At 70.1% G+C, this 24115-nt stretch carries 23 protein-coding genes and 1 riboswitch; of the genes, 2 read left to right on the top strand and 21 right to left on the bottom strand.

The window, feature by feature from the left end; all coding sequences use genetic code 11:
- The first annotated feature begins 410 nt into the window (after window positions 1–410).
- Entirely contained in the window at window positions 411–1736 is a 1326-nt protein-coding gene (locus AKH00_RS11820) for a CoA transferase (protein ID WP_082297563.1), read from the top strand.
- Here AKH00_RS11820 and AKH00_RS11815 read toward each other — a convergent pair.
- The 5 genes from AKH00_RS11815 to AKH00_RS11800 form a co-directional block, all read right to left on the bottom strand.
- The gene (locus AKH00_RS11815; protein ID WP_050722867.1) at window positions 1721–2515 is read right to left on the bottom strand and encodes a DUF4184 family protein; all 795 of its coding nucleotides are present in this window, start codon (window positions 2513–2515) and stop codon (window positions 1721–1723) included. The two genes, AKH00_RS11820 and AKH00_RS11815, sit on opposite strands and share 16 nt — an antisense overlap.
- A gap of 99 nt (window positions 2516–2614) precedes the next feature.
- Complete coding sequence (gene tyrS, locus AKH00_RS11810) at window positions 2615–3916, bottom strand: tyrosine--tRNA ligase (RefSeq protein WP_200903841.1); 1302 nt, start codon at window positions 3914–3916, stop codon at window positions 2615–2617.
- Between the two features lie 70 nt (window positions 3917–3986).
- Window positions 3987–4577 (bottom strand): hypothetical protein, encoded by a 591-nt coding sequence (locus AKH00_RS11805; protein ID WP_235556755.1) that lies wholly within the window; start codon window positions 4575–4577, stop codon window positions 3987–3989.
- Complete coding sequence (locus AKH00_RS18285; protein WP_235556754.1) at window positions 4578–4877, bottom strand: hypothetical protein; 300 nt, start codon at window positions 4875–4877, stop codon at window positions 4578–4580. It abuts the gene before it with no gap.
- Window positions 4874–5518, bottom strand: coding sequence for a SatD family protein (locus AKH00_RS11800; protein ID WP_050722865.1), 645 nt, complete (start codon window positions 5516–5518; stop codon window positions 4874–4876). The genes AKH00_RS18285 and AKH00_RS11800 overlap by 4 nt, the downstream gene beginning before the upstream one ends.
- A gap of 59 nt (window positions 5519–5577) precedes the next feature.
- Between AKH00_RS11800 and AKH00_RS11795 the strand changes: the two genes are divergently transcribed.
- Window positions 5578–6168, top strand: coding sequence for a DUF1349 domain-containing protein (locus tag AKH00_RS11795; RefSeq protein ID WP_050722864.1), 591 nt, complete (start codon window positions 5578–5580; stop codon window positions 6166–6168).
- A 35-nt stretch (window positions 6169–6203) separates the two neighbouring features.
- Here the strand turns inward: AKH00_RS11795 and argH are convergent, their stop codons facing one another.
- The 16 genes from argH to AKH00_RS11715 all read right to left on the bottom strand — a co-directional run bounded on the left by argH (window position 6204) and on the right by AKH00_RS11715 (window position 24057).
- Window positions 6204–7634: an argininosuccinate lyase gene (gene argH / locus AKH00_RS11790; RefSeq protein ID WP_050722863.1), complete on the bottom strand. Its 1431-nt coding sequence runs from the start codon at window positions 7632–7634 to the stop codon at window positions 6204–6206.
- Window positions 7634–8563 (bottom strand): ornithine carbamoyltransferase, encoded by a 930-nt coding sequence (gene argF / locus AKH00_RS11785; RefSeq protein WP_050722862.1) that lies wholly within the window; start codon window positions 8561–8563, stop codon window positions 7634–7636. The genes argH and argF overlap by 1 nt, the downstream gene beginning before the upstream one ends.
- Complete coding sequence (locus AKH00_RS11780; protein WP_050722861.1) at window positions 8560–9771, bottom strand: acetylornithine transaminase; 1212 nt, start codon at window positions 9769–9771, stop codon at window positions 8560–8562. Before AKH00_RS11780 ends, argF begins: the two co-directional genes overlap by 4 nt.
- On the bottom strand, window positions 9768–10685 hold the full coding sequence (gene argB, locus AKH00_RS11775) for an acetylglutamate kinase (RefSeq protein ID WP_050722860.1): 918 nt from the start codon (window positions 10683–10685) through the stop codon (window positions 9768–9770). Before argB ends, AKH00_RS11780 begins: the two co-directional genes overlap by 4 nt.
- Window positions 10682–11839, bottom strand: coding sequence for a bifunctional glutamate N-acetyltransferase/amino-acid acetyltransferase ArgJ (gene argJ, locus AKH00_RS11770; protein WP_050722859.1), 1158 nt, complete (start codon window positions 11837–11839; stop codon window positions 10682–10684). The genes argB and argJ overlap by 4 nt, the downstream gene beginning before the upstream one ends.
- Window positions 11836–12894: an N-acetyl-gamma-glutamyl-phosphate reductase gene (gene argC / locus AKH00_RS11765; RefSeq protein ID WP_050722858.1), complete on the bottom strand. Its 1059-nt coding sequence runs from the start codon at window positions 12892–12894 to the stop codon at window positions 11836–11838. The genes argJ and argC overlap by 4 nt, the downstream gene beginning before the upstream one ends.
- A gap of 241 nt (window positions 12895–13135) precedes the next feature.
- Window positions 13136–15262, bottom strand: coding sequence for a bifunctional hydroxymethylpyrimidine kinase/phosphomethylpyrimidine kinase (locus tag AKH00_RS11760; RefSeq protein WP_050722857.1), 2127 nt, complete (start codon window positions 15260–15262; stop codon window positions 13136–13138).
- On the bottom strand, window positions 15259–16107 hold the full coding sequence (thiM, locus tag AKH00_RS11755) for a hydroxyethylthiazole kinase (RefSeq protein ID WP_050722856.1): 849 nt from the start codon (window positions 16105–16107) through the stop codon (window positions 15259–15261). Before thiM ends, AKH00_RS11760 begins: the two co-directional genes overlap by 4 nt.
- A riboswitch (TPP riboswitch) is annotated at window positions 16098–16191 on the bottom strand. It overlaps the preceding gene by 10 nt.
- A 51-nt stretch (window positions 16192–16242) precedes the next feature.
- Window positions 16243–17208 (bottom strand): NAD-dependent epimerase/dehydratase family protein, encoded by a 966-nt coding sequence (locus AKH00_RS11750; RefSeq protein WP_050722855.1) that lies wholly within the window; start codon window positions 17206–17208, stop codon window positions 16243–16245.
- 66 nt (window positions 17209–17274) lie between these two features.
- Complete coding sequence (locus AKH00_RS11745; RefSeq protein WP_327037269.1) at window positions 17275–17688, bottom strand: type II toxin-antitoxin system PemK/MazF family toxin; 414 nt, start codon at window positions 17686–17688, stop codon at window positions 17275–17277.
- A complete protein-coding gene (locus AKH00_RS11740) occupies window positions 17600–17833 on the bottom strand; it encodes a hypothetical protein (protein WP_050722853.1) in 234 nt (77 codons plus the stop codon). Before AKH00_RS11740 ends, AKH00_RS11745 begins: the two co-directional genes overlap by 89 nt.
- A 67-nt stretch (window positions 17834–17900) precedes the next feature.
- Window positions 17901–20405 (bottom strand): phenylalanine--tRNA ligase subunit beta, encoded by a 2505-nt coding sequence (gene pheT, locus AKH00_RS11735; protein ID WP_050722852.1) that lies wholly within the window; start codon window positions 20403–20405, stop codon window positions 17901–17903.
- Window positions 20405–21445 (bottom strand): phenylalanine--tRNA ligase subunit alpha, encoded by a 1041-nt coding sequence (gene pheS / locus AKH00_RS11730; RefSeq protein ID WP_050722851.1) that lies wholly within the window; start codon window positions 21443–21445, stop codon window positions 20405–20407. Before pheS ends, pheT begins: the two co-directional genes overlap by 1 nt.
- A 60-nt stretch (window positions 21446–21505) precedes the next feature.
- Window positions 21506–22417 carry an amino acid ABC transporter permease gene (locus AKH00_RS11725; RefSeq protein ID WP_050722965.1) on the bottom strand — a complete coding sequence of 304 codons (912 nt, stop codon included), beginning with the start codon at window positions 22415–22417 and terminating at the stop codon, window positions 21506–21508.
- The gene (locus AKH00_RS11720) at window positions 22414–23061 is read right to left on the bottom strand and encodes an amino acid ABC transporter permease (RefSeq protein WP_050722850.1); all 648 of its coding nucleotides are present in this window, start codon (window positions 23059–23061) and stop codon (window positions 22414–22416) included. The genes AKH00_RS11725 and AKH00_RS11720 overlap by 4 nt, the downstream gene beginning before the upstream one ends.
- A 78-nt stretch (window positions 23062–23139) precedes the next feature.
- Window positions 23140–24057 carry a glutamate ABC transporter substrate-binding protein gene (locus tag AKH00_RS11715; protein WP_050722849.1) on the bottom strand — a complete coding sequence of 306 codons (918 nt, stop codon included), beginning with the start codon at window positions 24055–24057 and terminating at the stop codon, window positions 23140–23142.
- Between the last annotated feature and the right edge of the window lie 58 nt (window positions 24058–24115).

Raw genomic sequence — 24115 nt, 5'->3', positions numbered from 1 at the left:
TTGAGTTCTCAAGGATCGGACGCTCCCCCGACCCAACCATCACAGTCAGGCCCGAAGGGCAACTTCTCAATCTTACCCACCCTGACTCGCTTGTCAAACCAGCGCGCCGCACGGATCTGAGATCCGTTGCGCAGCCGATGACAGCCGCAGAAGGGGTGGATCTCCCATCCTAGACGCAGGCGCCTGATCTCACAAGTGAGAGGATCGGGAGTGGTTCTCCGCTTGAGGGGGGTGAAGCTCTGGGCTTCTCCGCTTCCCTGTGGGGCGAACAAGTAATAAGTTACGTGGGTTCCGGGGTTCTGGCAAATCGAGCCCATCACCCCGGGCGTGTCGTCCGCGGACTCCTTCGAGATCGTCCCGGATCAGCGCCGGTTTTCGAAGCCGACAGTTCGCAGGGATACGATCGCGCCATGAGTGTCGCCGCGTTCGAGGTGCTCTCCCGCGTGGCCGGAGAGCTCGGCATCCCCACGTCGTCGCTCCCCTCCCCGGACGACCTCGCTGCTGTCCCTCTGCCTTCTCGTCTGGCCTGCGGCGACCTCGCGTCTGCCAGCGTCTCGGCCGTCGCGCTCGCTTCCGGAGTCGATCCGGCCCTGATCGACGGCACCCGGGTCGCCGCGGCGTACCGCAGCGACCGCCTGCTGACTCTGGACGGATCGGCCCCCTCGGTCTGGTCGCCGTACTCCGGGTTCTGGCCCACAGGCGACGGATGGATCCGCACGCATGGAAACTACCCGCATCACGCCGCGGCGCTGGTTCGCGGTCTCGGCCTCCCCGAGGGAACGGATGCCGACGCTCTCGCCGCCGTCGTCTCACGCCTGACCACCTCTGTCGCTCTCACCCACATCACGGCGGCTGGTGGCCTCGCCGTCTCCGTCGACCCGGAAGACCACATCGCGGACACGATCCTTCGCGCGCACCCGCTTGTGGAGGTCGAGCGTGTCGACGGCACGGCCCTGCCCCGAGAAGACTCCCCCGCTGACGGCGACGGTCTCCCGCTCGCCGGCATCCGCGTTCTCGATCTCACGCGGGTGATCGCAGGGCCCGTGGCGACCCGCACGCTCGCACTGCTCGGCGCCGACGTACTCCGCATCGACCCGCCGATGCTCGCTGAACCGGAATGGCAGCACCTCGACACGGGACACGGCAAGAGGAGCGCACTGCTCGACGCCCGCTCGCCGCGCATGTCGGAGCTGGTCGAGGCCGCCGACGTCGTCGTGCTCGGCTATCGACCCGCGTCCATCGCCCGCCTCGGCCTCGCACCCGCATACCTCCTCGCGCGGAACCCCCGTCTCATCGTCGGCCAGCTCAGCGCGTGGGGCGAGGATCAGCCCGACGCCGCGGGGTTCGACAGCCTGGTCCAGGCCTCCGCGGGGATCTCGTGGGTCGAGTCCTCCGACGGCATCCACCCCGGTGCCCTCCCTGCGCAGGCTCTCGACCACAGCGCCGGCTACCTCCTCGCCGCCGCCATCACAGCCCTGCTCCGCAAGGGCGGCCACGAGGGACGTTCGTCGGTCGTCCGCACCTCGCTCCGCAGGGTCGCCGCAGAGCTGCTCGGCATGCCTCGCCGGGCGGAGCCCGTTCCCGCCTCCGAGAGCCGATCCGCGACGGGATCCACCGCGGATCCGACCGCGCGATTCCTCGTCGACGGACGCAGGATCGTCACCGCGCGCTCAGCGCTGCCGGGCTTCGAGTTCGAACCTCCCCACGCGTGGGGATCCGATCACGCCGGCTGGTGAACACGCCGGAACAGCGGCATCGCGAGGCAGAGCAGCAGCGTGAGCACGCCCCACAGCGCGCACGCGGGCGGGAGCATCCGGTAGGCCAGATGCTGCACCGTGAACTCCGACGTGAACGGGCCGTACGCGAGGTAGCCGATCACACAGGCCGTCACGAGGATCGCCGGAAGGGAGATCCACCAGGCCAGACGCACCGCTGCCGGAACGGACTGGACCACCGCGGAGCGGGGTTCGGCCCGGCGCAGTCGGAGGAGGGCCCAGAGGCCGATCACGACCAGACCCACCAGGCTCGATCCGTGCTGGAGCCATTTGAAACCGGTGAGCGGACCCCACATCGCATCGAGCACCGGGAACGTCTCCACGCCCCACCGCCCCTCGTGGGTGAACAGGTCCCAGAGGATGTGCGACAGGACGCCCAGGATCAACGACACCACGAGCATCAGCGGGTACAGCCGGCTCTCCCCCGCGCCGATCGCCCTCGAAGCGGCGGCCCGGCCGGTATCGGACCACTCGGTCGGAAGGCGGCGCGCAATCCACGACGGCATCAGCTCCGGCACGGCAGGGCGGAGCAGCACGCGCCAGAGCATGAGCAGCGCGAACGCCAGCGCCGCCGTCCACACGACGTTCGTCGCCGTGTGCGTGAAACCGTAGTCGAGGCCGACGCCCCGTACGAACAGCGGCAGGTCCGGCGTCATGGCGCCGATCGCGATCGCCGCGGGCACCAGCGGAGTGCGGATGAACGGCAGGGCGACCACGGCATGGCTCGGTGTGAAGGGCATCGCTGATCTCCTGTCGGACGACGATCGCAGGAAGCCTAACGGCGGCGACCTGGAGAGAACCCGGTCGCCGCCGTCAGACGTCGAGAATGCGGATGCCGGTCAGGACACGAACACGCCGGCGAGGGTCTTCTTGCCGCGCCGGAGCACGGACGCCCCTCCCGGCAGCGCGCCCTGGATGGTCGCCGTGTCGTCCTCCACCCGGATGCCGTCGATCGACACGCCGCCCTGGGCGATGGCCCGCCGCGCCTCCGAGAGGCTCGCCACGAGTCCGGTGTCGACGAGCGCGTCGATCACGGGGTATCCCCGCGCGACCGTCGTGTTCGGCAGCTCCTCGAGAGCCGAGCGCAGCGTCCCGGCGTCGAGCGCGGTCAGGTCGCCCTGGCCGAACAGCGCCTCCGAGGCGGCGATCACGGCGGCGGCAGCAGCGGAGCCGTGCACCGTCGTGACGACCTCGAGCGCGAGGCGCTTCTGCGCCGCCCGGCGGAACGGCTCCGCCTCGACCAGCGCCGCGTACTCCTCGATCTCCGCCCGCGTCAGGAACGTGAACACCTTGAGGCGGTCTACTACGTCGGCATCCGCCGTGCTCAGCCAGAACTGGTACATCCGGTACGGACTGCACATCTCGGCATCCAGCCAGATCGCATTGCCCTCGCTCTTGCCGAACTTGGTGCCGTCGCTGTTCGTGATCAGCGGCGTGCCGATCGCGTGCACCGAGGTGCCCTCGACGCGATGGATCAGGTCCGTGCCGCTCGTGAGGTTGCCCCACTGGTCGGAGCCCCCTGTCTGCAGCACGCAGTCGTACTGGCGGTACAGCTCGAGGAAGTCCATGCCCTGCAGGATCTGGTAGCTGAACTCGGTGTAGCTGATGCCCGCATCCGAGTTCAGACGCGCGGCGACCGCGTCCTTCTTCAGCATGGTGCCGACACGGTAGTGCTTGCCGATCTCGCGGAGGAAGTCGATCGCCGACATCGGCGCCGTCCAGTCGAGGTTGTTCACCATGCGGGCGGCGTTCTCGCCCTCGAAGCTCAGGTAGCGCTCGACCTGCGACCGCAGTCGCCCCACCCATTCCTCGACCGTCTCGCGCGTGTTCAGCGTGCGCTCGGCCGTCGGTCGTGGATCGCCGATCAGGCCCGTCGAACCGCCGACGAGACCGAGGGGCTTGTGTCCGGCGAGCTGGATGCGGCGGAGCGTGAGCAGCTGAACGAGGTTGCCCAGGTGCAGGCTCGGCGCCGTCGGGTCGAAGCCGCAGTAATACGTGATCGGGTCCCCGGCGAGAAGGGCGCGCAGCGCCTCCTGGTCAGTGGACACGTGGACGAGGCCGCGCCACACGAGTTCGTCCCACACGTTCTCGAACGTGGGGTCGATCGCAGGGCTCGCGGTCGTCAGAGCGGAATCAGACACGCGCTCCAGGCTATCAGCGCGAGGGCATCCCGAATCGCGCCGTCGCCGGTGACGGGAGCCGGCTCGGACGTCAGCTGTGCGCGGCCCACCAGACGAGGAAGGCGGCGCCGAGGGCGATGACCCAGCTCACGAGGCTGCCGACGAGGAAGTACTCCGCTCGCGCCCCGGTCTCCCCGTCGCGGGAGATCTCCGGGAACCGGACGATGCCCTTCGCCGCCAGCATCGCGGCGAGGATCGGGTAGGCCGCCGCGAGCGTGAGGATGAGGACCAGGATGCGCTCGAGCGGACCGATCAGTCGGCCGCCCTTGAAACCGGCCCGCGGATCGCGAGGCGCGCGGGATCCGGCGGCGAGGTGCAGCGGATCGTCTGCGGGATCACCCGCTCCGGAGAAGGACGCGGCGTCCGCTGCTGCGGCGGTGGCCGGGGCAGTGCCCGGATCCGGGGCAGTGCCTGAATCCGGCGCGGTCTCGGCTTCCGGCGACGCCGGTCCGTCTGCCCCGGAGGTCACGCGCGTGATGTCCGTCGGACGCCAGGTGTGTTCGCCGTCGAGCGCCGCCCGGACGACGAGGTTCGAGGACTCGAGCAGGAACACGCCTGCCCCGAGGGCGAGCATCGCGAGGTCGAACGGCACCTCACCGAACGGTGAACGCAGCTCCCACACCTATCCGATCAGTCCGGTGTCGACGCGCGGTGCGATCCACACGACGCTGCCGATGCTCAGCAGTCCCAGGAGCGCCGCGGGCCAGAATCCGAGCGGCGCCGGTCGCTCCGAGGGCATGCACCACACCCAGAGGGCGCCGACCACGAGCGCGGCGAGCATCGGCAGCAGTGCGTCGCCGACACTCCCGAGGAGCAGCAGGATCACCGTGACGGTGAGGTAGCCGATCCACCGCCGGGGAGCGAACTGCCTCACGAGATCGGCGGCGCCGACCGCGAGCAGCACGAATCCCGCGACGATCATGCCGAGTCCCCTCGCAATGCGGCGACGCCGTCGAGGAGCGCCGCGCTTCCGGCGCTCCGCAGGGACTTCGACACACTGGGCTGCGAGATGCCCTCGTCGGCCGCGAGCTCCTGCTGCGACCTGCCGATCAGGCGGCCGTAGGTGAGGCGACGTTCGCGCTCGGACATCGCTCCGACCAACTCGTCGCGGACGAGGAGGTAGGCGTTGGACGCGGCGATCGTGCTCGGCATGACCTCATCCTGCCCCGGGGCACCGACAATCCACGTCCGCGCTCCCGGCACGGCGCGACCCTCCTTCGCGTGCACGGTGTCGATCGCGGCGCGCGCCGCATACCAGCCCGGCCCGTCCGCGAGCTCGCCGTGCACGGACTCCACCGCGCTCACGGCGCCGATCCCGATCCCGAAACGGAAGGCGATGCCGTCGGGAAGCCGCAGCTGGATCATCAGGAGCGACACGAGGGCGTCGTCGAGCGCGCGGTAGACGCCCTGCTGCTCGTCGCCGACCGTGGGAGTGAGCGGTTGCTGCGCGAGCGGCAGGTCGGCCTCGACCCGCGCGATCGTCTCGTCGAGAATGCGCTGCGCGGAGGTACGATCGTCGAGCTTGCGAGAGCCCACGATGTCGGCGACCACAGCGATGACCATGAGATAACCGTATCATGCATATCCTGGCTTTATGCCCCAATGGGTTATAAGCTCGGATTATGCCTCAGACCGAGAACATGCCCTGGTCCCGCGGAACCTGGACGCACTCCCCCGCAGCCGTGTCCGCACTGGAGGCCGATCACCTCGATGCGACCGCCGTGGAGGGCAGCGACGCCTGGCGACACACCGCCTACGGATTCGTGCACGACACCGAGCACGCGCTGCTGGCGCCCCTCGCCGTGGGAGACGCCGTCGAGGTCTCGTTCCGCGCCCCGTGGAGTGGACAGTTCGACCAGGCAGGGGTCTTCGTGCACGCCGACGACGAGCACTGGATCAAGGCGGGCGTCGAGTACGCCGACGGCCACCTCGGGCTCGGCGCCGTCGTCACCGACGTCCGCTCCGACTGGTCGGTGGGACACGTCGACGACTGGCGCGACGCCGAGATCACGGTGCGCGTGAGTCGATGGGCGGATGCCGTCGTGGTGCGCGCCCGTGCGGGCGACGGCCCGTGGCGCCTGGTGCGTGTGGCACCGTTCGACGGTGCGCGCGCGGCATCCGCCGGCCCCTTCCTCGCCGCGCCGACGCGCGCCGGGCTCACCGTGACCTTCACGCGCTGGACGCGGACTCCCGCCGACGACTCCCTGCACTGAGTCGGGCGCGAGGCACTGAGTCGGGCGCGAGCCCCTCAGAGCCCGAGGGCGTGCGCCGCGGCCTGCGCCCGAGCGACGAGCTCGGCCCGCTGCTCGGCGACCCGCTCGGGGGCGGTACCGCCGACTCCGGTGCGCGATGCCACCGACCCCTCGATCGTGAGCACCTCGCGAACCTCCGGGGTGAGGTGCGGCGACACCGAGAGAAGCAGCTCCTCGGACGCGTCCTCCAGACCGATCCCCTGCTCCTCGCAGGCGCGGACGAGCGCACCGGAGATCTCGTGCGCGTCACGGAAGGGCACTCGGCGTTTCACGAGCCACTCGGCCACGTCGGTCGCGAGCGAGAACCCCTCGGGGGCGAGCGCCGCCATGCGGTCGGTGTCGAAGCGCAGCGTCGCGATCATGCCCGCGAAAGCCGGCAGCACGACCTCGAGCGTCTGCACCGAATCGAACACCGGCTCCTTGTCCTCCTGCAGATCGCGGTTGTACGCGAGCGGGAGGCCCTTGAGCGTCGCGAGGAGGCCCGACAGGTTGCCGATCAGACGCCCGGACTTGCCCCGTGCGAGCTCCGCGATGTCGGGGTTCTTCTTCTGCGGCATGATGCTCGACCCGGTCGAGTAGCTGTCGTGCAGCGTGACGAACCCGAACTCGCGGGTGTTCCAGAGGATGATCTCCTCGCTCAGGCGCGACAGGTCGACGCCCGTCATGGCCGCGATGAACGCGAACTCCGCGACCACGTCGCGCGCCGCCGTGCCGTCGAGGGAGTTCTCGGCCGGACGGTCGAGGCCCAGCTCGGTCGCGACGAGCGCAGGGTCGAGACCGAGCGTCGATCCCGCCAGTGCTCCCCCGCCGTACGGCGAGACGCCGGCGCGGCGACGCCAGTCGACGAGGCGCTCGAGCTCGCGGACCAGCGGCCAGCCGTGCGCCTGCAGGTGGTGCGCCAGCAGCACCGGCTGCGCATGCTGCAGGTGCGTCCGTCCCGGCAGGATCGCGTCGGGGTGCGCCTCCGCCTGGGCGACGAGCGCGTCGATCACGCGGAGCAGGTCGCGCGCGATCACACGCGCGTGGTCGATCAGGTACATCCGCACGAGCGTCGCGATCTGGTCGTTGCGGCTGCGGCCCGCGCGCAGACGTCCGCCCAGCTCGGGGCCGAGCTCGGCGATCAGTGCCTGCTCGAGCGCGCCGTGGACGTCCTCTTCGGAGGGCACGGGACGGATGCTGCCATCGGCGACCTTGCGCGCCACGGCATCCAGCCCCGCGTGCATCTGCGCCGCCTCGTCGGCCTTGAGATACCCGGCCGCTTCCAGAGCGGTCGCGTGCGCGTGGGAGCCCGCGATGTCGTAGGGCGCAAGGATCCAGTCGAAGTGCGTCGAGCGGCTGAGCTCGACCAGCTCGGGCGAGGGTCCACTCGCGAACCGCGCGCCCCAGAGCGCGCCCTCGTTGGTGCCGTCGTTCTTCTCGGCGGTCATCACGCGTCCTTCTTGTCGAGCAGCCACACCAGCAGAGCCTTCTGAGCGTGCAGACGATTCTCCGCCTCGTCCCACACCACGCTCTGCGGGCCGTCGATGACCTCGGAGTCGACCTCGTAGCCCCGGTCGGCGGGCAGGCAGTGGATGAAGATCGCCTCGGAGTCCGCGATCGTCATGGTCTCGGGTGTGACCTTGTAACCGCCGAGATCGCGGATGCGCGCGAGCTTCTCCTCCTCCTTGCCCATCGACACCCAGGTGTCGGTGACCACGACGTCGGCGCCGGCTGCTGCTTCGACCGGATCCGTGAGAAGGGTGATCGATCCGCCAGTCTCGGCGGCACGGCGATCGGCGGCCTCGACGACGTCGGCCCGCGGCGCGTAGTCGGCGGGCGAGGCGATGCGCACATGCATCCCGGCCGTCACGCCGGCGAGCGCGTACGAGTGGGCCATGTTGCTCTGCCCGTCACCGAAGAACGTCAGGGTAAGGCCCTTCAGGTCGCCCTTGTGCTCGCGGATGGTGAGCAGGTCGGCGAGCAGCTGGCAGGGGTGGAAGTCGTCGGACAGCGCGTTCACGACCGGCACTCGCGTGCCGGCGGCCATCTCCTCGAGTCCTGACTGCGCGTAGGTGCGCCACACGATCGCGGCGACCTGGCGCTCCAGCACCCGGGCGGTGTCGGAGGGGGTCTCCTTGCCCCCGAGCTGACTGTTCGCGGTCGAGATGATCAGGGGCGAGCCGCCGAGGTCGGCGATGCCCACCGCGAACGAGACACGGGTACGGGTCGACGACTTGTCGAAGATCACGGCGACCGTCTGGGGGCCGGCAAGGGCCTTGTTCGACCAGCGGTCCTTCTTGAGCTCGAGCGCGAGATCGAGGATCTCGGCCTGCTCGGCGGGCGTCAGGTCGTCGTCGCGCAGGAGATGGCGGGTCACAGGTCGGCCTTTCCGGAGGAGGTGAGGGATGCCGAGACGTCGGCGAGCGCGGCGGTGAACAGCTCGCGGAACTCGGCGAGCTCGGCGTCGCCGATGGTGAGGGCCGGCGCGATGCGCACGGTCTCGGGATTCGCAGCGTTCACGATCAGTCCGCGCTCCTGGGCGGCCGCGACGACCTCGTTCGCGACGGGCGCGGTCAGCCCCACGCCGATCAGCAGGCCGCGACCGCGGACGCCGCTCACGATGGGCGAGTCGATGCCCAGGACGATGTCGCGCAGCTCTTCGCCGCGGCGGGCCGCGTTGTCGACAAGTCCCGCGCGCTCGATCTCGGCGAGCACGGCATCGGCCACGGCGGTCGCCAGCGGGTTGCCGCCGAAGGTCGATCCGTGCGAGCCGGGCGTGAACAGCGCGCTGGCCGCCCCGTAGGTGACGAGAGCGCCGATCGGGAAACCGCCGCCGATGCCCTTCGCGAGCGTGATGGCGTCGGGGGTGATGCCCTCGTGGCTGAACCCGAACCAGGCGCCGGTGCGTCCGGCGCCGGTCTGGATCTCGTCGACGATGAGCAGCGCGCCGTGCGCCAGCGTGAGTGAGCGCGCAGCGGCCAGGTACCCCTCGGGGAGTTCGACCACGCCGGCCTCGCCCTGGATGGGCTCCACGATCACGGCGGCGACACGGTCGTCGATCGCCGCCTCCAATGCCTCGATCATCGCGGGGATGTGCTCGACGCCGCCGGGCATCGGCTCGAAGGGCGCGCGCATGGCCTCCTTCGCCGTGAGCGCGAGGGAGCCCATCGTGCGACCGTGGAAGCCGTTCTCGAGAGCGAGGATGCGCGGCTTCTCGGCTCCACCGTGCAGACGGGCCAGCTTGAACGCGGCTTCGTTCGCTTCCGCACCCGAGTTGGAGAAGAAAACCCGGCCGTCGGAGCCCGCGCCCGCGAGGCGCTTGAGACGCGCGGCGAGCGCCAGCTGCGAGGGCGTCGCGAAATAGTTGGAGACGTGCGCGAGGGTGGCGGCCTGCGTCGACACGGCCTCCACGAACACCGGATGCGCGTGGCCGAGCGAGGTCACGGCGATGCCGGCGAGGAAGTCGAGGTGGCGTCGCCCCTCCGAGTCCCACAGGTACGAGCCCTCACCGCGCGTGAGCATCGCGAGGCGCGGCCCCGCGTTGAGGACCAGATCGGTCGCCGCGTCATCCTGCCAGTTGCTCATGCGTCCGTCCCTGCGCTTCCCACGACTACTTCCGTTCCGATTCCCTTGCTGGTGAACAACTCGACGAGCACCGAGTGCGGCACGCGTCCGTCGATGATCGCGGCGGCGTCGACGCCGCCCTCGACGGCATCCAGGCACGCCCGCATCTTGGGGATCATGCCGGACTCGAGCGTCGGGAGCATCTCGACGAGCGCTCCCGAAGTGATGTGCGACACGAGCGAGTCGCGGTTGGGCCAGTCGGCGTACAGGCCGGGCACGTCCGTGAGGATCACGAGCTTGCGCGCCTTCAGCGCCACCGCGAGCGCCGCCGCTGCGGCATCCGCGTTCACGTTGAGCGACTGGCCGGGGTGGTCGAGGTCGGGCGCGATGCTCGACACGACCGGCACGCGTCCGGCCGCGAGGTGGTCGAGCACGGGTGTGGGGTCGACCTCCACGACGTCGCCCACGCGACCGAGATCGATCTCCTCGCCGTCGATCACGACACCACGGCGGCGACCGCCGAACAGACCGGCGTCCTCACCGCTCAGGCCCGTCGCGATCGGGCCGTGGGAGTTGATCTTGGAGACGAGCTGCGGGTTCACCTGCCCCGTGAGGACCATTCGGACGACGCTGATCGCCTCGGTGTTCGTGACCCGGTATCCGCCCTTGAACTCGCTCGGGATCTCGAGCCGGTTCAGCATGTTCGAGATCTGCGGCCCTCCGCCGTGCACGACCACGGGCAGCACGCCCACGTACCGGAGGTAGGCGATGTCCTGCGCGAACGCCTCCTGCAGCTCGTCGGAGACCATCGCGTTGCCGCCGTACTTGACGACGACGATCTGGTCGCGGAACTTCTTGAGCCACGGCAGCGACTCGATCAGCGTCGAGGCCTTGACGGCGGCGACGTCCGGCGTGGTGTCCTGGATGTCGGTCATGAGGCGTACGCGCTGTTCTCGTGCACGTAGTCGTGGGTGAGGTCGTTCGTGAGGATCGTCGCGGTGGTGTCGCCGACCTTGAGGTCGATCACGAGGTGAGTGGCACGCGGCGTGAGATCGACCTCATCGCGCGGGCGGTCGGGGCCGCCCTCGCTGCACACGCGCACGCCGTTCATCCACACGTCGACGTCGTAGGGGTCGAACCGGGCGCCGGTCGTCCCGATCGCGGCGAGCACACGCCCCCAGTTGGGGTCGTTGCCGAAGATCGCGGCCTTGAAGAGGTTGTTCCGGGCGACCGAGCGGCCCACTTCGACCGCGTCGGACTCGGATGCCGCGTGCGTGACCTCGATCGTGATGTCGTGGCTCGCGCCCTCGGCGTCTCCCTGCAGCTTGACGGCGAGCTCCTGGCACAGTTCGCGCAGGGCTGCGCCGAAGTCGTCGAGGGACGGTGCGACGCCCGACGCGCCGTTCGCGAGCAGTGTCACCTGGTCGTTGGTCGACATGCAGCCGTCGGAGTCGAGGCGGTCGAACGTGGTGCCGGTCGCGGCGCGGAGCGCGGCATCCGCCTCGAGCGGCTCGAGCACGGCATCCGTCGTGATCACGACGAGCATCGTGGCGAGCCCCGGGGCGAGCATTCCCGCGCCCTTCGCCATGCCGCCGATCGTCCAGCCGTCGCGGGAGACGGCCGCGGTCTTGGAGACGCTGTCCGTGGTCATGATGGCCTCGGCGGCGACCTGGCCGCCCTCGGACGACAGCTCGGCGATCGCCTGCTCGGTGCCCGCCAGGACCTTGCTGCGGAACACCTCGTCGCCGACGCCGATGAGCCCGGTGGAGCACACGAGCACATCGCCCGCGCTGACGCCCAGCAGCTCGGCGGCCTTCTCGGCCGTCTGATGCGTGGTCTGGAAGCCGAAGCTCCCGGTGAAGCAGTTCGCCCCGCCGGAGTTCAGGACAACGGCCTCGACGACACGGTCGGCGACCGCCTGCTGCGACCAGATGATGGGATTGGCCTTGGCGCGGTTGCTGGTGAAGACGGCCGCGCCGACCTTGCGGGGACCGCGGTTGACGACGACCGCGACGTCGGGCTTGCCGGTCGACTTGAGACCGGCGGCGACTCCGGCCGCCTCGAATCCTGCGGGGGCGGTGACGCTCACGGCGCGACTCCGTTCACTGAGAGGGCGCGGTCCTCGGGGAGGCCCAGCGCGAGGTTCATGGATTGGACGGCAGCGCCGGCGGTGCCCTTGACGAGATTGTCGACCGCGGTCACGACGGTCACCCGGTTCGCCGCGCGATCGATCGCGAGACCCATCAGCGCGGTGTTCGCACCCAGCACGTCGGCGGTGCGCGGGAACTCGCCCGCGGGAAGCAGCTGCACGAAGGTCTCATCGCCGTAGGCGGACTCCCATGCGGCGCGGATCTCGGCGTCGCTCACGCCCTCGGAGATCGGGGCGGTGGAGGTGGCGAGGATGCCCCGCGCCATCGGCACGATCACAGGCGTGAAGGAGATGCGGATGCTCTCGTCGGTCGACGGACGGCCGGATGCCGCGGCGAGCGCCTGCCGGATCTCGGGGATGTGCCGGTGCGTACCGCCGACCGCGTAGGGGTTGGCCGTGCCGAGGATCTCGCTGCCCAGCAGATTCGTCTTCAGGCTCTTTCCCGCCCCCGAGGGGCCGACGGCGAGGACCGAGACGATGTCGCCCGCGTCGATCACGCCCGCCGCGACACCGGGAGCGAGACTGAGGCTCACGGTCGAGGCGTTGCAGCCGGGTGCGGCGATGCGGGTCGCGCCACGGAGCGCTTCGCGCTGCTTGGCGCCACCCACAAGGAGCTCGGGAACGCCGTATGTCCAGGGCTCGTGGAAGGTCCCGCCGTAGAACGCGTCCCACGCGTCGGATGCGGTGAGACGGTGGTCGGCTCCCGCGTCGATCACGAGTGCGGTCTCGCCCAGAGCATCCGTGTACTGGCCCGACTGGCCGTGCGGCAGCGCGAGGACCACGATGTCGTGTCCGGCGAGGATCTCGGGCGTCGTGTCCTGCAGGGTGAGGTGCGAGAGCGAGCGCAGATGCGGCTGGTGCTGGACGAGCGGCTGGCCGGCGTTCGAGTGCGCCGTGACGGTGCGGATCTCGATGTCGGGATGCGCCGCCAGGAGGCGTAGGATCTCGCCGCCCGCATAGCCGGATGCGCCGGAGACGGCGACGGAATACGTCATGCTTCTACCTTAACGGTCGGACCCCTCGCGGAAACGGGGGTGCAGTGTCGGGGGCCGGGGCGGCGACACCGGCACTCGACCGCCGGATGGCAAGCAGGAGCGCGGGGTCGCCTAGAGTCGGCGGCCGCCGCGGCGTCGGCGCACGACGATGACGCTCGGGGCGAGCGTCAGGGTGGCGGAGTCGGCCGAAGGCATGCCGCGACGATAGCGCGCGCCGCGCGGCGCACGCAAATCAGCGACGTCATGGTGCCGCGAAGAAGGCGAGCTCGTGGGCGCTCGAGATCTCGAAGGCACGGAGCATGCGCGCCCGGCCTGGGGCATCCGCGGCGGACGCCGCGCGCATGGTGTACTCGATGGCCCGCTCGGTCGCCTCCTCGAACGCGGGGTCGGCGTAGGTGGCCAGCCAGTCAGCATAGGGGTGCTCGGGGTCGAGCGCGGCGGCATCGAGCTCGCCCGCGTGCAGTCGCCGACCGAGATCCGCGTACAGCCAGAAGCAGGGCAGCACGGCCGCGACGAGTTCGGCGTAGTCGCCACCGAACGCGACCGAGCGCAGGTGGTCGAGATAGGCGGTGGTCGACGGCGCCGGGTCGGCGGCGAAGATCGCGTCGTCCGCGCGCCGCTGCGGGGTCAGCCACGAGGCGTGCAGTTCGAGCTCGCCGGCGATCGCCCCGCGCGCGGAGTCCGCCCAGAACGCCTGCTCGGCCGATGTCGGGGCGCGCCGCGAGGCCTCTGCGAGCACACGCGCGTACTCCCGCAGGTACAGAGCGTCCTGCTGCAGATAGAACAGGAACGGCGCACGGTCGAGGGTCCCTGCGGCGAGCGCACGGATGAACGGCAGGTCGTCGATGCCCGCGCGGTGCGGCGCGATGGCCTCCCACCAGTCGGTGCGGACCTCCTCGGGGGACGGACGCGACACGCCTCCGCTCTCCCACAGCGCCGAGAAGTGATTCACAGGACCGCGCCCACGGCCGACGTGCAGCGCACCGCTCGCGCGCAGGGATCCGCGCAGCCAGTCGCGCGCCGACGACACCGCGTCGACCGGCCCGTCACCGCGGGCCAGGCGTGTCGCGAGGGCGGCGGAGAGCGAGCATCCCGTGCCATGGGTGTTCTCGGTGGAGATCCGCGTCCCCCCGAACTCACGAAGACCGCCTCGGCTCGCGTCGACGAGCGCGTCGGGCACGTCGTCGCCGGGGAGATGCCCGCCCTTCACGAGCACGGCGACGCCGATCCGCTGCGACAGGTCCTGTGCTGCGGTGAGCGCGTCGTCCCACCCGTCGACCGCGCGGCCCGTGAGCACCGCGAGCTCGGGGAGGTTCGGCGTCACCAGGTGTGCGCGTGCGAGCAGCCGCGCCAGCGCCGATTCCGCGTCGGCGTCGAGCAGTCGGTCTCCGCTCGTCGCCACCATGACCGGGTCGAGCACCACGATGGGCGGGTGCACCGCGTCGAGCCAGTCGGCGACGACCCGGATGACGTCGGCATCCGCGAGCATCCCGATCTTCACGGCGTCGACGACGATGTCCTCGGAGATCGCGTCGAGCTGCGCGCGCAGGAAGTCGGCGGGTGGCACGTGCACATCGCGCACCCCCTGCGTGTTCTGCGCGGTGAGCGCGGTCACGGCCGCCATGCCGTACCCGCCGTTCGCGGCGATCGACTTGAGGTCGGCCTGGATGCCGGCTCCCCCGGACGGGTCGCTGCCGGCGATGCTCAGGACGCGAGGGATGCCGGCGCTCCGCCACTCCGAGAGGAACGCCGCCGCCGCGGATGCGGGGTCGGGGGCGGCGCACAGCGCCGAGACCACGGCGACTCCCGCGGCGCCGACGCGGCGGAGCGTGGCGACGTCGTCGATCCCGACTCCCCCGATCGCGACGCAGGGCAGCGGGCTGGCCACGGCGATGGCGCGGAACCCCTCGACGCCGAGTGCCGGCGGATGGTCGGGCTTGGTGCTCGTGGGGCGGATCACGCCCACCCCGAGATAGTCGACCGTCCCGGACGGGAGCGCGGCCACCGCAGCGAGATGCTCGAGCGTGTTCGCGGTCAGACCGATCAGGGCGTCCGGGCCCAGCTCGGCTCGGGCGCGGAGAACCGAGGCGTCGCCCTGTCCGAGGTGCACTCCGTCGACGCGGGCGCCCAGCGATCGCGCGGCGAGCGCGGCATCCAACCGGTCGTTGACGAGCAGCAGCGCACGCCCGTCGATCGCTTCGGAGAGCTCGACGAGTTGCACCGTGATCTCGGCGTCGGTGGCCTGCTTGTCACGGAGCTGCACGATGCGCACGCCTCCGTCGACCGCTCGACGCACGGTCTCGACGACCCCGCGATCGCCGCAGAGCACCGGGTCCGTCACGAGGTACAGCGACAGGTCGGCGATCACAGCGCGACCTCCTCGACGCGTGCGGCGTCCGCCAGATCCTCGGGGGCGAGTCCAGCGAGCGCGTCGAGCAGAGCGACCGCGAAGCTGCCCGGACCTGATGCGGTACGGGCCGCCCGCTCCGCAGCGATCGTGTAGACGAGCGTCGCCGCGCCGACGGCGGTCAGCGCCTCGGCGCCGGTCGCCCGGGCCGCGCCGAGGAAGGCCGCCATCACGGCCCCCAGAGCGCAGCCTCCGCCGGTGACGCGGGTGAGGAGCTCATGGCCGTTCTCGATCCGCAGCATCCGCTCCCCGTTCGTGAGGAGGTCGATCGGTCCTGAGACAGCGATCACGACACCGGAGCGCCGAGCCAGCCCGATCGCCGACTCGGCCGCAGCATCCGTCGTGTCGGTGGCGTCGACTCCGCGTCCGCCGCCGCTCTCTCCCGCGAGCGCGAGGATCTCGGAGGCGTTGCCGCGCACCGCGGTCGGCCCGGCGGAGAGCAGCTCGTGCGCGAGTGCGGTGCGGATCGGCAGCGCGCCGATCGCCACGGGGTCGAGCACCCACGGTGTGCCGGCGAGCCCGGCGGCGGCTGCGGCCTCGACGCTCGCGGCCCGCTGCTCGGGCGTCGGCGTGCCGAGATTCACCAGCAGTCCGGAGGCGACGCCGGCGAACATGCCGGATTCTCCGACGATGTCGACCATCGCCGGCGCAGCGCCGAGTGCGAGCAGCACGTTGGCCGTGAATCCGGTCACCACGGTGTTCGTGATGCAGTGGGTCAAGGGCGGTGCTTCACGCAGAGCCGACAGCAGCTCCGCGGCGCCGACCGCCGAGGTCGAGGTGGTATGCGGACGCAGAAGATCGCTCATTGCGACATCCCTTCGCTAGTACGAACTAGATCAGGTTCGACGGGTCTGTTCTCAGCCGCGGTTGCGGCACCCCGTGTCACTGATCGCAGTCTAGCGATGTGCGACCGGTCTCCCCCCGAGGTCGTGGCGCGCGTGTCAGCCGAGCAGCTTGAGCAGCTCGAGCTCGTCGTCTCGCGTCAGGCCCGCACGTCGCGGGCGTTCGACGCCGCGCTCGTTCTCGTCGGCGATGACGCGAGCGATCGTCTCGTCCAGGTCCCTGAGCTCGCCCCCGGCGGCTCTGTACCGGTCGTTCGACCGGGACATGAATCCCGTCATCTCGGCGGGAAGCCACAGCGGCAGCGACCGGTCGCCCATCCAGTACTCCACGTCGTGGGCGAGCAGCCAGTCGTCGCCGGCGGTCCGGGTGTCGCCACGGTGCGCTGCGGCCGTCCGCACCCGCTCGATCACGTCGCCGAGCGGATGCCGGTCGCCGATCGCGTTCACCGCGCCCGTCGCCGAGGTCGACACGATGAAGTCGGCGAGGTCATCGACATCGATCACCTGCGTCAGGCGATCGTGTGTCTCCGGCAGCAGGATCGTCCCGTCGCCGTCGCGGAGGAAGGCGGCAGCCCAGTAGCCGAAACGGTCGCTGGGGTCGCCGTCTCCGACGATCAGCCCGGGACGCACGATCAGTGCGCGATCGCCGAGGGTCTTCACAGCCATCTCGGCGGCGACCTTCTCCGCGCCGTAGTCGTACCCGTCGCCGGGCCGCGCCACCGCGAGCAGAGGCGCCGTCTCGTCGGCATCCGGGGTGGCGTCGTCGGCGTAGACGGACATCGACGACACATACGTCCACCGCCCGGCGCGGTCGCCGAGCGCCTCGACGGCCGCGCGCACGTGATCGGCCCGGGACGAGACATCGACCACGTGGTCCCAGTCGCGCGCGGCGACGAGGTCGAACACGTCAGCGGCGTCGCGGTCGCCGATCATCAGCGACGCCCCCTCGGGAGCAGGACGCCCGCCGCGGGCGAGGCACGTCACGGTCGCGCCTGAGAGCAGCCAGCGCTGCGCGATGCGGCCCGAGAGCCAGCCCGTTCCGCCGAGGATCAGCACATCCGTCATGAGCCCATGTCACCAGCATCCGCCGACGAGCGGAAGGGGCCTCCGCTCACAGCGGAGAACCGGCGATCACTCCTGATCGGTCATGACGAGCGCATCCAGGTCGAACGCCAGGATCACGGCCCGCGCCAGATGCGCCTCCTGCGACTCGGAGAGGTACCCGAGAGTGCGCCCCAGCGCGGATACCGGGATGGTGATCGTGTTGTCGATCGAGATCGCGCTCGGGTGGTCGAGTCCGTCGACGGGGCCCACAGGGACCTCGCTGCTCAGCCCTTTGACGGTCGAGGTGATGGGAGCCACGGTGACCTTGCTCATCGCCGCTCTCGCCGCTTCCCGCGTCAACACGACGACAGGCCGGGTCTTGTCGAGTCTGGCGAGACAGATCTCCCGCACCTCAGCGCTCGATCTCGACGTTGCCGGCGAACCAGTCGACGAGTCCGTCGAGATCGTCGCCTGCGCCTCGGCGCGCGAGGATGCCGGCATCGTTCTCGGCCGCCCGACGTCGCAGCTCGCGCTGAATCGCGATGGTGACCAGCGCGGTGCGGCTCGACGCCCCTCCCGACGCCACGATGGCGTCCAGGGCGAACACCGTCGTGTCAGGAAGCCGTACCGCGATCTGCGTGCTCATAGGGCCAGCATACGCCTCCTGCATCCCAGAACGGGATGCAGGAGGCGTATGCGCTTGACTGTGCGACTCAGTCGCGGATGACGGCGCCGAAGCGCTCCGCGGCAACCGCGACGCCGGCGAGCTTGGCTTCCGTGGCCTCCGCGGCGGTGAGGGTGCGATCCTCGGCGCGGAAGCGCAGCGCGAACGTCAGGCTCTTGGAGCCCTCGGCCATGCCCTCGCCACGATAGTCGTCGACCAGGCGCACCGACTCGAGCAGCGCGCCGGCGCCCTCGACCAGGGCCGCGCTCACGTCGCCTGCGGGGACATCGGCGCCCACGACGAGCGAGACGTCCTGCGTCGCCGCCGGGAAGGTCGACAGCGACGCGGCGATCGGCTTCTCTCCCGCAAGGGCCAGGATGCCGTCGAGGTCGAGCTCGACCACGGTGGCCCGACCCGGCAGATCCGCGTCGGCCGCCACATCCGGGTGCAGCTCGCCCACATAGCCGACCTCGACGTCGCCGACCGTGAGCACACCGGTGCGTCCGGGGTGCAGCGCGGCGCGCTGAGACTGGGCGACGTCGATCGTGACGCCGGCGGCCTCACCGATCACGCGCACAGCGTCAAGGGCCTCGCTGAGACCTGCGGCCTCCGCAGCGCGACCGGGCTGACGCGCCACGACATTGCCCGTGAGCAGCACGGCCACGTGGCGGTGCTGCGGCGGGATGGAGGCGTTCAGCGCGGCGAGCGTCTCGTCGGAGGGACGGACCCCCAGGGGCGGGACCTCGGCCGTGCCGTACTCGACGCCGGGCTCGGGCAGGAAGACGACACCGGTCTCGAACAGGGCGAGGTCGGTCAGGCCGCGCGAGATGTTCCGGTGCGCGATCTGTAGCAGACCGGGCACGAGCGAACGACGCAGGAAGGGGGCTGCGCCGTCGAGCGCGTTCGCCAGTCGGATGCTGGGCACGTGCTCCCCCGAGGGCGAGCCGTGCAGGTCGTTCTGCGCGTCGGTCGTGAACGGGAACGACGGCGTCTCGACGAGCCCTGCCGCGGCGAGGGCGTTCGCGACACGGCGACGCCCCTGCTGCAGGACCGTGAGACCACGACCCGAGGGCGGGGTCGGCAGCACAGAGGGGATGCGGTCGAGCCCGTGGATGCGGGCGACCTCCTCCGCGAGGGACCACTTGTCGGTGAGGTCGGGCCGCCAGGTCGGTGGAATGACGGTCCACCCGGCGTCGGAGTCGGTGACCTCGGCGCCGATCGTGCGGAGCGCACCGGTGATCTCGGCATCCGTGTAGTCGACGCCGATCAGGCCCTGCACGAAACCGGTGGGGAGCTCGATGTCGGCGACGAACACCTCGGCGAACAACGCGCCGCCCTCGTCGGTGAGCGTTCCCCCCGCGAGCTCGACCATGAGGTCGGCGGCGCGGCGGGCCGCGACGAACGGCACGAGCGGGTCGACGCCGCGCTCGAAGCGCTTGGACGCCTCGCTCGGCAGCTTGTGCCGACGCGCGGTGCGGGCGATCGTGACCGGGTCGAAGGTCGCCGCCTCGATGAGGACGTTCGACGTCGTCTCGCTCATCTCGGTCGTGCCGCCGCCCATGACGCCGGCGAGGCCGATCGGACCGGACTCGTCCGTGATCAGGAGGTCCTCGACGTGAAGCACGCGCTCCTGGCCGTCCAGCGTCGTCATTTTCTCTCCGGGCGTCGCACGGCGCACCGTGATGCCGCCCGCGAGCTTGTCGAGGTCGTAGCCGTGCAGCGGCTGGCCGATCTCGAGCATGACGTAGTTCGTGATGTCGATCAGCACGCCCAGCGAGCGCATGCCCGCGAGCGACAGCCGCGCGATCATCCATGGCGGAGTCGGGCGCGAGGGATCCACGCCGCGCACGACGCGGGTGACGAACTCGCTCGCGCCGACCTTGCCGCGCACGGGAGCGGTGTCGTCGACGATCGCGGTGTGGCCGGCGCCCGGCTGCAGCTCGGCGAAGTCGCGCTCGGCGGGGTCGCGGAACTCCGCCCCCGTCGCGTGCGAGTACTCGCGGGCGATGCCGCGCACCGAGAACGCGTACCCGCGGTCGGGGGTGACGTTCACATCGACCGCGACGTCGTCGAGGCCGAGCAGCGCGATCGCATCGGTGCCGACCGGCGCGTCGAGGTCGAGGTCCGAGAGCACGACGATTCCGTTGTGCTCGTCGCCGAGACCGAGTTCACGCGCCGAGGCGATCATGCCGTCTGACACGTGCCCGTAGGTCTTGCGCGCCGCGATCGGGAACGGACCGGGCAGCACGGCCCCGGGGAGCGTCACCACGACCTTGTCCCCGGCCGTGAAGTTGTGCGCGCCGCAGACGATGCCGCGCACGCCGCCGTGCTCCTCGCCCACGTCCACCTGGCACCAGTTGATGGTCTTGCCGTTCGATTGGGGCTCGGGCTCGAGCGAGACGACCTGACCGACGACGATCGGACCCTGGAGCTCGAAGCGGTGGACGTCCTCCTCCTCGAACCCGACAGACACCATCGCCGCGAGGACGTCCTCGGGCGTCGCATCCGCTGCCACATCGACGTATTCACGCAACCACGAGAGCGGGACGCGCATCACACCACCATCCCGTACTGCTCGCTGAAGCGGACATCGCCCTCGGCCATGTCGCGCATGTCCTGCACGTCGCTGCGGAACATGAGTGCCCGCTCTACGCCCATCCCGAACGCGAAGCCGCTGTACACGTCGGGGTCGATCCCGGCCGCGCGCAGCACGTTCGGGTTCACCATGCCGCATCCGCCCCACTCGATCCAGCGCGCGCCGCCCTTGAAGGTCGGGTGCCACAGGTCGAGCTCGGCAGAGGGCTCGGTGAACGGGAAGAAGTTCGTGCGGAAGCGCGTCTTGGCCTCCGGTCCGAAGAGTTGGCGCGCTACGTGGTCGAGCGTGCCCTTGAGGTGGGCCATCGAGATACCCTTGTCGATCACGAGGCCCTCGAACTGCGTGAACACCGGCAGGTGCGTCGCATCGAACTCGTCGGTGCGGTACACGCGACCGGGGCACAGCACGTAGATGGGCACCTCGCGGTCGAGCATCGAGCGCACCTGCACGGGGCTCGTGTGCGTGCGCATCACGAGGTGACGCGAGGCGGGGTCGACGTAGAAGGTGTCCTGCTCCTGGCGGGCGGGGTGGTCGACGTCGAAGTTCAGCGCGTCGAAGTTGAACCACTCGTGCTCGAGCTCCGGCCCTTCCGCGATCTCCCATCCCATGCCGACGAAGATGTCGGAGATCTGCTCGCTGAGCAGCGTGAGCGGATGCCGCGCGCCGACGCGCGTGCGCGAGGGCACGGCCGTGATGTCGACGCGTTCGGACTCCAGCCGGGCCGCCACCTCGGCGGCGGCGAGCTCGGACTCCTTGGCCGCCAGCGCCTGGGTCACACGTCCACGTCCCTGACCGACGAGCTTGCCGAACGCCGCCTTGTTCTCGGGAGCGACCTGGCGCATCGAGGCGTTCAGGATCGCAAGCGGAGATCCCTCCGCGACGTGCGCCGCACGAGCGGCTTTCAACTCGGCGGTGTCGGCTGCGGCGGCGATGGCGTCGAGCGCCGTCGCGACCGCGGCTTCGACCGCATCCGGGGTGATTTCGAGAGACTCAGACACGAGAGACGAGTCTACCGGCGCGCGGTGGCGCGCTCAGAACAGCAGCGCGTCACCGCGTCGTCACCGGAACGTCGAATCGGACGGCGCGGAGTCCCGCTGCGTCGCGATGACCTGCGTGAGCGTGGCTTCGTCGTCGGCGGCGACATTCCCTGCGGCAGCGGCCTGCGCAGGTGAACGCTTCACGCGCTTCTGCAGACGGAAAGCGACGTACGAGAGGAGGAGACAGACGGCCACGTACATCGACCCGCCGATGATGGCGGAGGGGATCAGCGGCGAGCCGTACGGCGCCTGGTTGCCGATCTGGTTGATGACGTAGAGGAGCTCCTGGTAGGTGATGATGAACCCGAGGGCGGTGTCCTTGAGCGCGACGACGAGCTGGGCGATGATGACCGGCATCATCGCGCGGACGGCCTGCGGCAGCAGGATGAGGCGCATGACCCCGGTCTTGCGTAGACCGATGGCGTAGCCGGCCTCTTTCTGGCCGCGAGGCAGCGACTCGACCCCGGCGCGGAGCACCTCGGCGAGCACCGATCCGTTGTACACGATCAGCGCGATCACGACCGCCCAGTATGGCGGCATCCGCACACCGATCACCGGGAGGCCGTAGTAGAGCAGCATCATCAGGATGAGGACGGGGATCGCACGGAAGACCTCGATGATCCACCGGACGGGCTCCCTCACCCAGGCATGCTCCGATAGCCGGCCCACACCCAGGAGGAAGCCGAGAGCGAGAGACCCGACGCCAGCGACGGCGAACGCAGCCAGAGTGCTCAGCAGGCCCTCGCCGAATCGCACCCACACGGCAGAGAAGGTGAAGATGTTCCACTTCGCCGCGGAGAACTGCCCGGTGGCGAAGAGCCTCCAGACGACCCAGCCGAGCACCGCGAGCACGACGAGCACGGTGACCACGCCGATGATCCGGTTGCGGACGACGGCGCGGGGGCCCGGGACGTCGAAAAGAACGGAGCTCATCGCACGATCCTCCACTTGTTCTCGAGTCTGTTCTGCACCCAGCTGAGCACCAGCACGAGCACGATGAAGATGACCATGACCCAGAGCAGCACGGCCAGGGCGCTCTCACCGCGCTCGCTGAGAGCCGCTCGGATCGTGCCGAGGTTGACCACGGAGAAGCCGGCGGCGACCGTGGTGTTCTTCATGAGAGCGATCAGGACGCTCATCATCGGCGGGACGACAGACCTCGTCGCCTGCGGCAGCACGACGTAGCGCATGACCTGCCCGAAGTTCAGGCCGATCGCCCGCGCGGCCTCGGCCTGTCCGACCGGGACGGTGTTGATACCGGCGCGCAGCGCCTCCGCAACGTACGTGGCGGTGTAGATGCCGAGCGCGAGTACCGCGAGCAGCAGCGAGTTCACGCGCTCGCCGAGCAGGATCGGCAGGCAGAACGCGAAGAAGAACATGACGAGTGTCAGCGGGGTGTTGCGGATCCAGTTGACATACACGCCGCCCGCGGCACGAGCGATCGGCACCGGCGAGACTCTCGCCGCCCCGACGATGAGTCCGAGGACCAGGGCGATCAGTCCTCCACCCAGGAACAGGACGATGGTTCCCCACAGCGCCTCTCCCCAGAGGTCGAGGTGGTCGGTGATGACTCCCACTGCTGCTCCTGTCGATTCGGGTTCTCGGATGGACCTGCTGATATGGGGCGGCCGACCGTGCCGGCCGCCCCGTCGTCATCAGCCGACCGGGTCGACCTCGGGCTGGGTGGCCTTGACACCGGAGGCGCCGAGGTTGTTGTCGAAGATCTGCTGCCAGATGTCTCCGCCGTCGGTCAGCTGCGTGTTGAAGTACTCGACCAGCGCGTCATCGCCCTTGGCGACTCCGATGCCGTAGCGCTCCTCGCTGAAGGGCTCGCCGACCACCTTGAGGTTGTCGGGGTCCTGTGCTGCGTAACCGATGAGGATCGCCTCATCGGTCGTGACGGCGTCGACCTGGCCGTTCTTGAGGTCCTCGACGCACTTCGAGTACGTGTCGTACTCCTTGGTCGGGACATCGGGGTAGTTCGTCTTGATGTTCTGGATCGGCGTGGAGCCGGTCGCCGAGCAGACGGTGGTCGACGAGCTGAGGTCGTCGACGCTCTCGATGTCGCTGTCGGCCGCGACCAGGAGACCCTGACCCGTGACGAAGTACGGACCGGCGAAGGAGATCTGCTCCTTGCGCTTGTCGGTGATCGAGTAGGTGCCGACGTAGTAATCGATGTCGCCGTTGACGATGGCCTGCTCGCGGTTGGCGGAGGCGATCGCCTGGAACTCGATCTTCTCCGGGTCGACTCCGAGCGATGCGGCCATCCAGCGCGCGATGTCGACGTCGAATCCGGTGCGCTCGCCCGTCACAGGGTCGAGGTAACCGAGACCCGGCTGGTCTTCCTTGACGCCGACCTTCACCGTGCCGGACGAGGAGATCCGGTCGAAGGTCGGGCTGCCGTCGATGCTGACGTCCGTGAGAACGGTCCAGGGGGTGCTGCTGGACGAGTCGCCCTCGTCGCCGCCCTCCGGCGCTCCGGTGCTGGACGGCGTGCCGCTGTTGCAGGCCGTCAGGGCGAGCAGTGCTACGGCTGCGATACCGATTCCTGCCAGTGTCCGTGTGCGTCGCATGTGCGTCTCCTTCGTGTGCTGTGTGTGCAGGGTCTGTGAGGTGTGCGGGGCTGACGTG

This window comes from Microbacterium sp. GCS4 (assembly GCF_001262495.1).
GTDB lineage: Bacteria > Actinomycetota > Actinomycetes > Actinomycetales > Microbacteriaceae > Microbacterium.
Note: the sequence above shows the minus strand (reverse complement) of the source record. Positions and strands in the feature narration are given on the sequence as shown.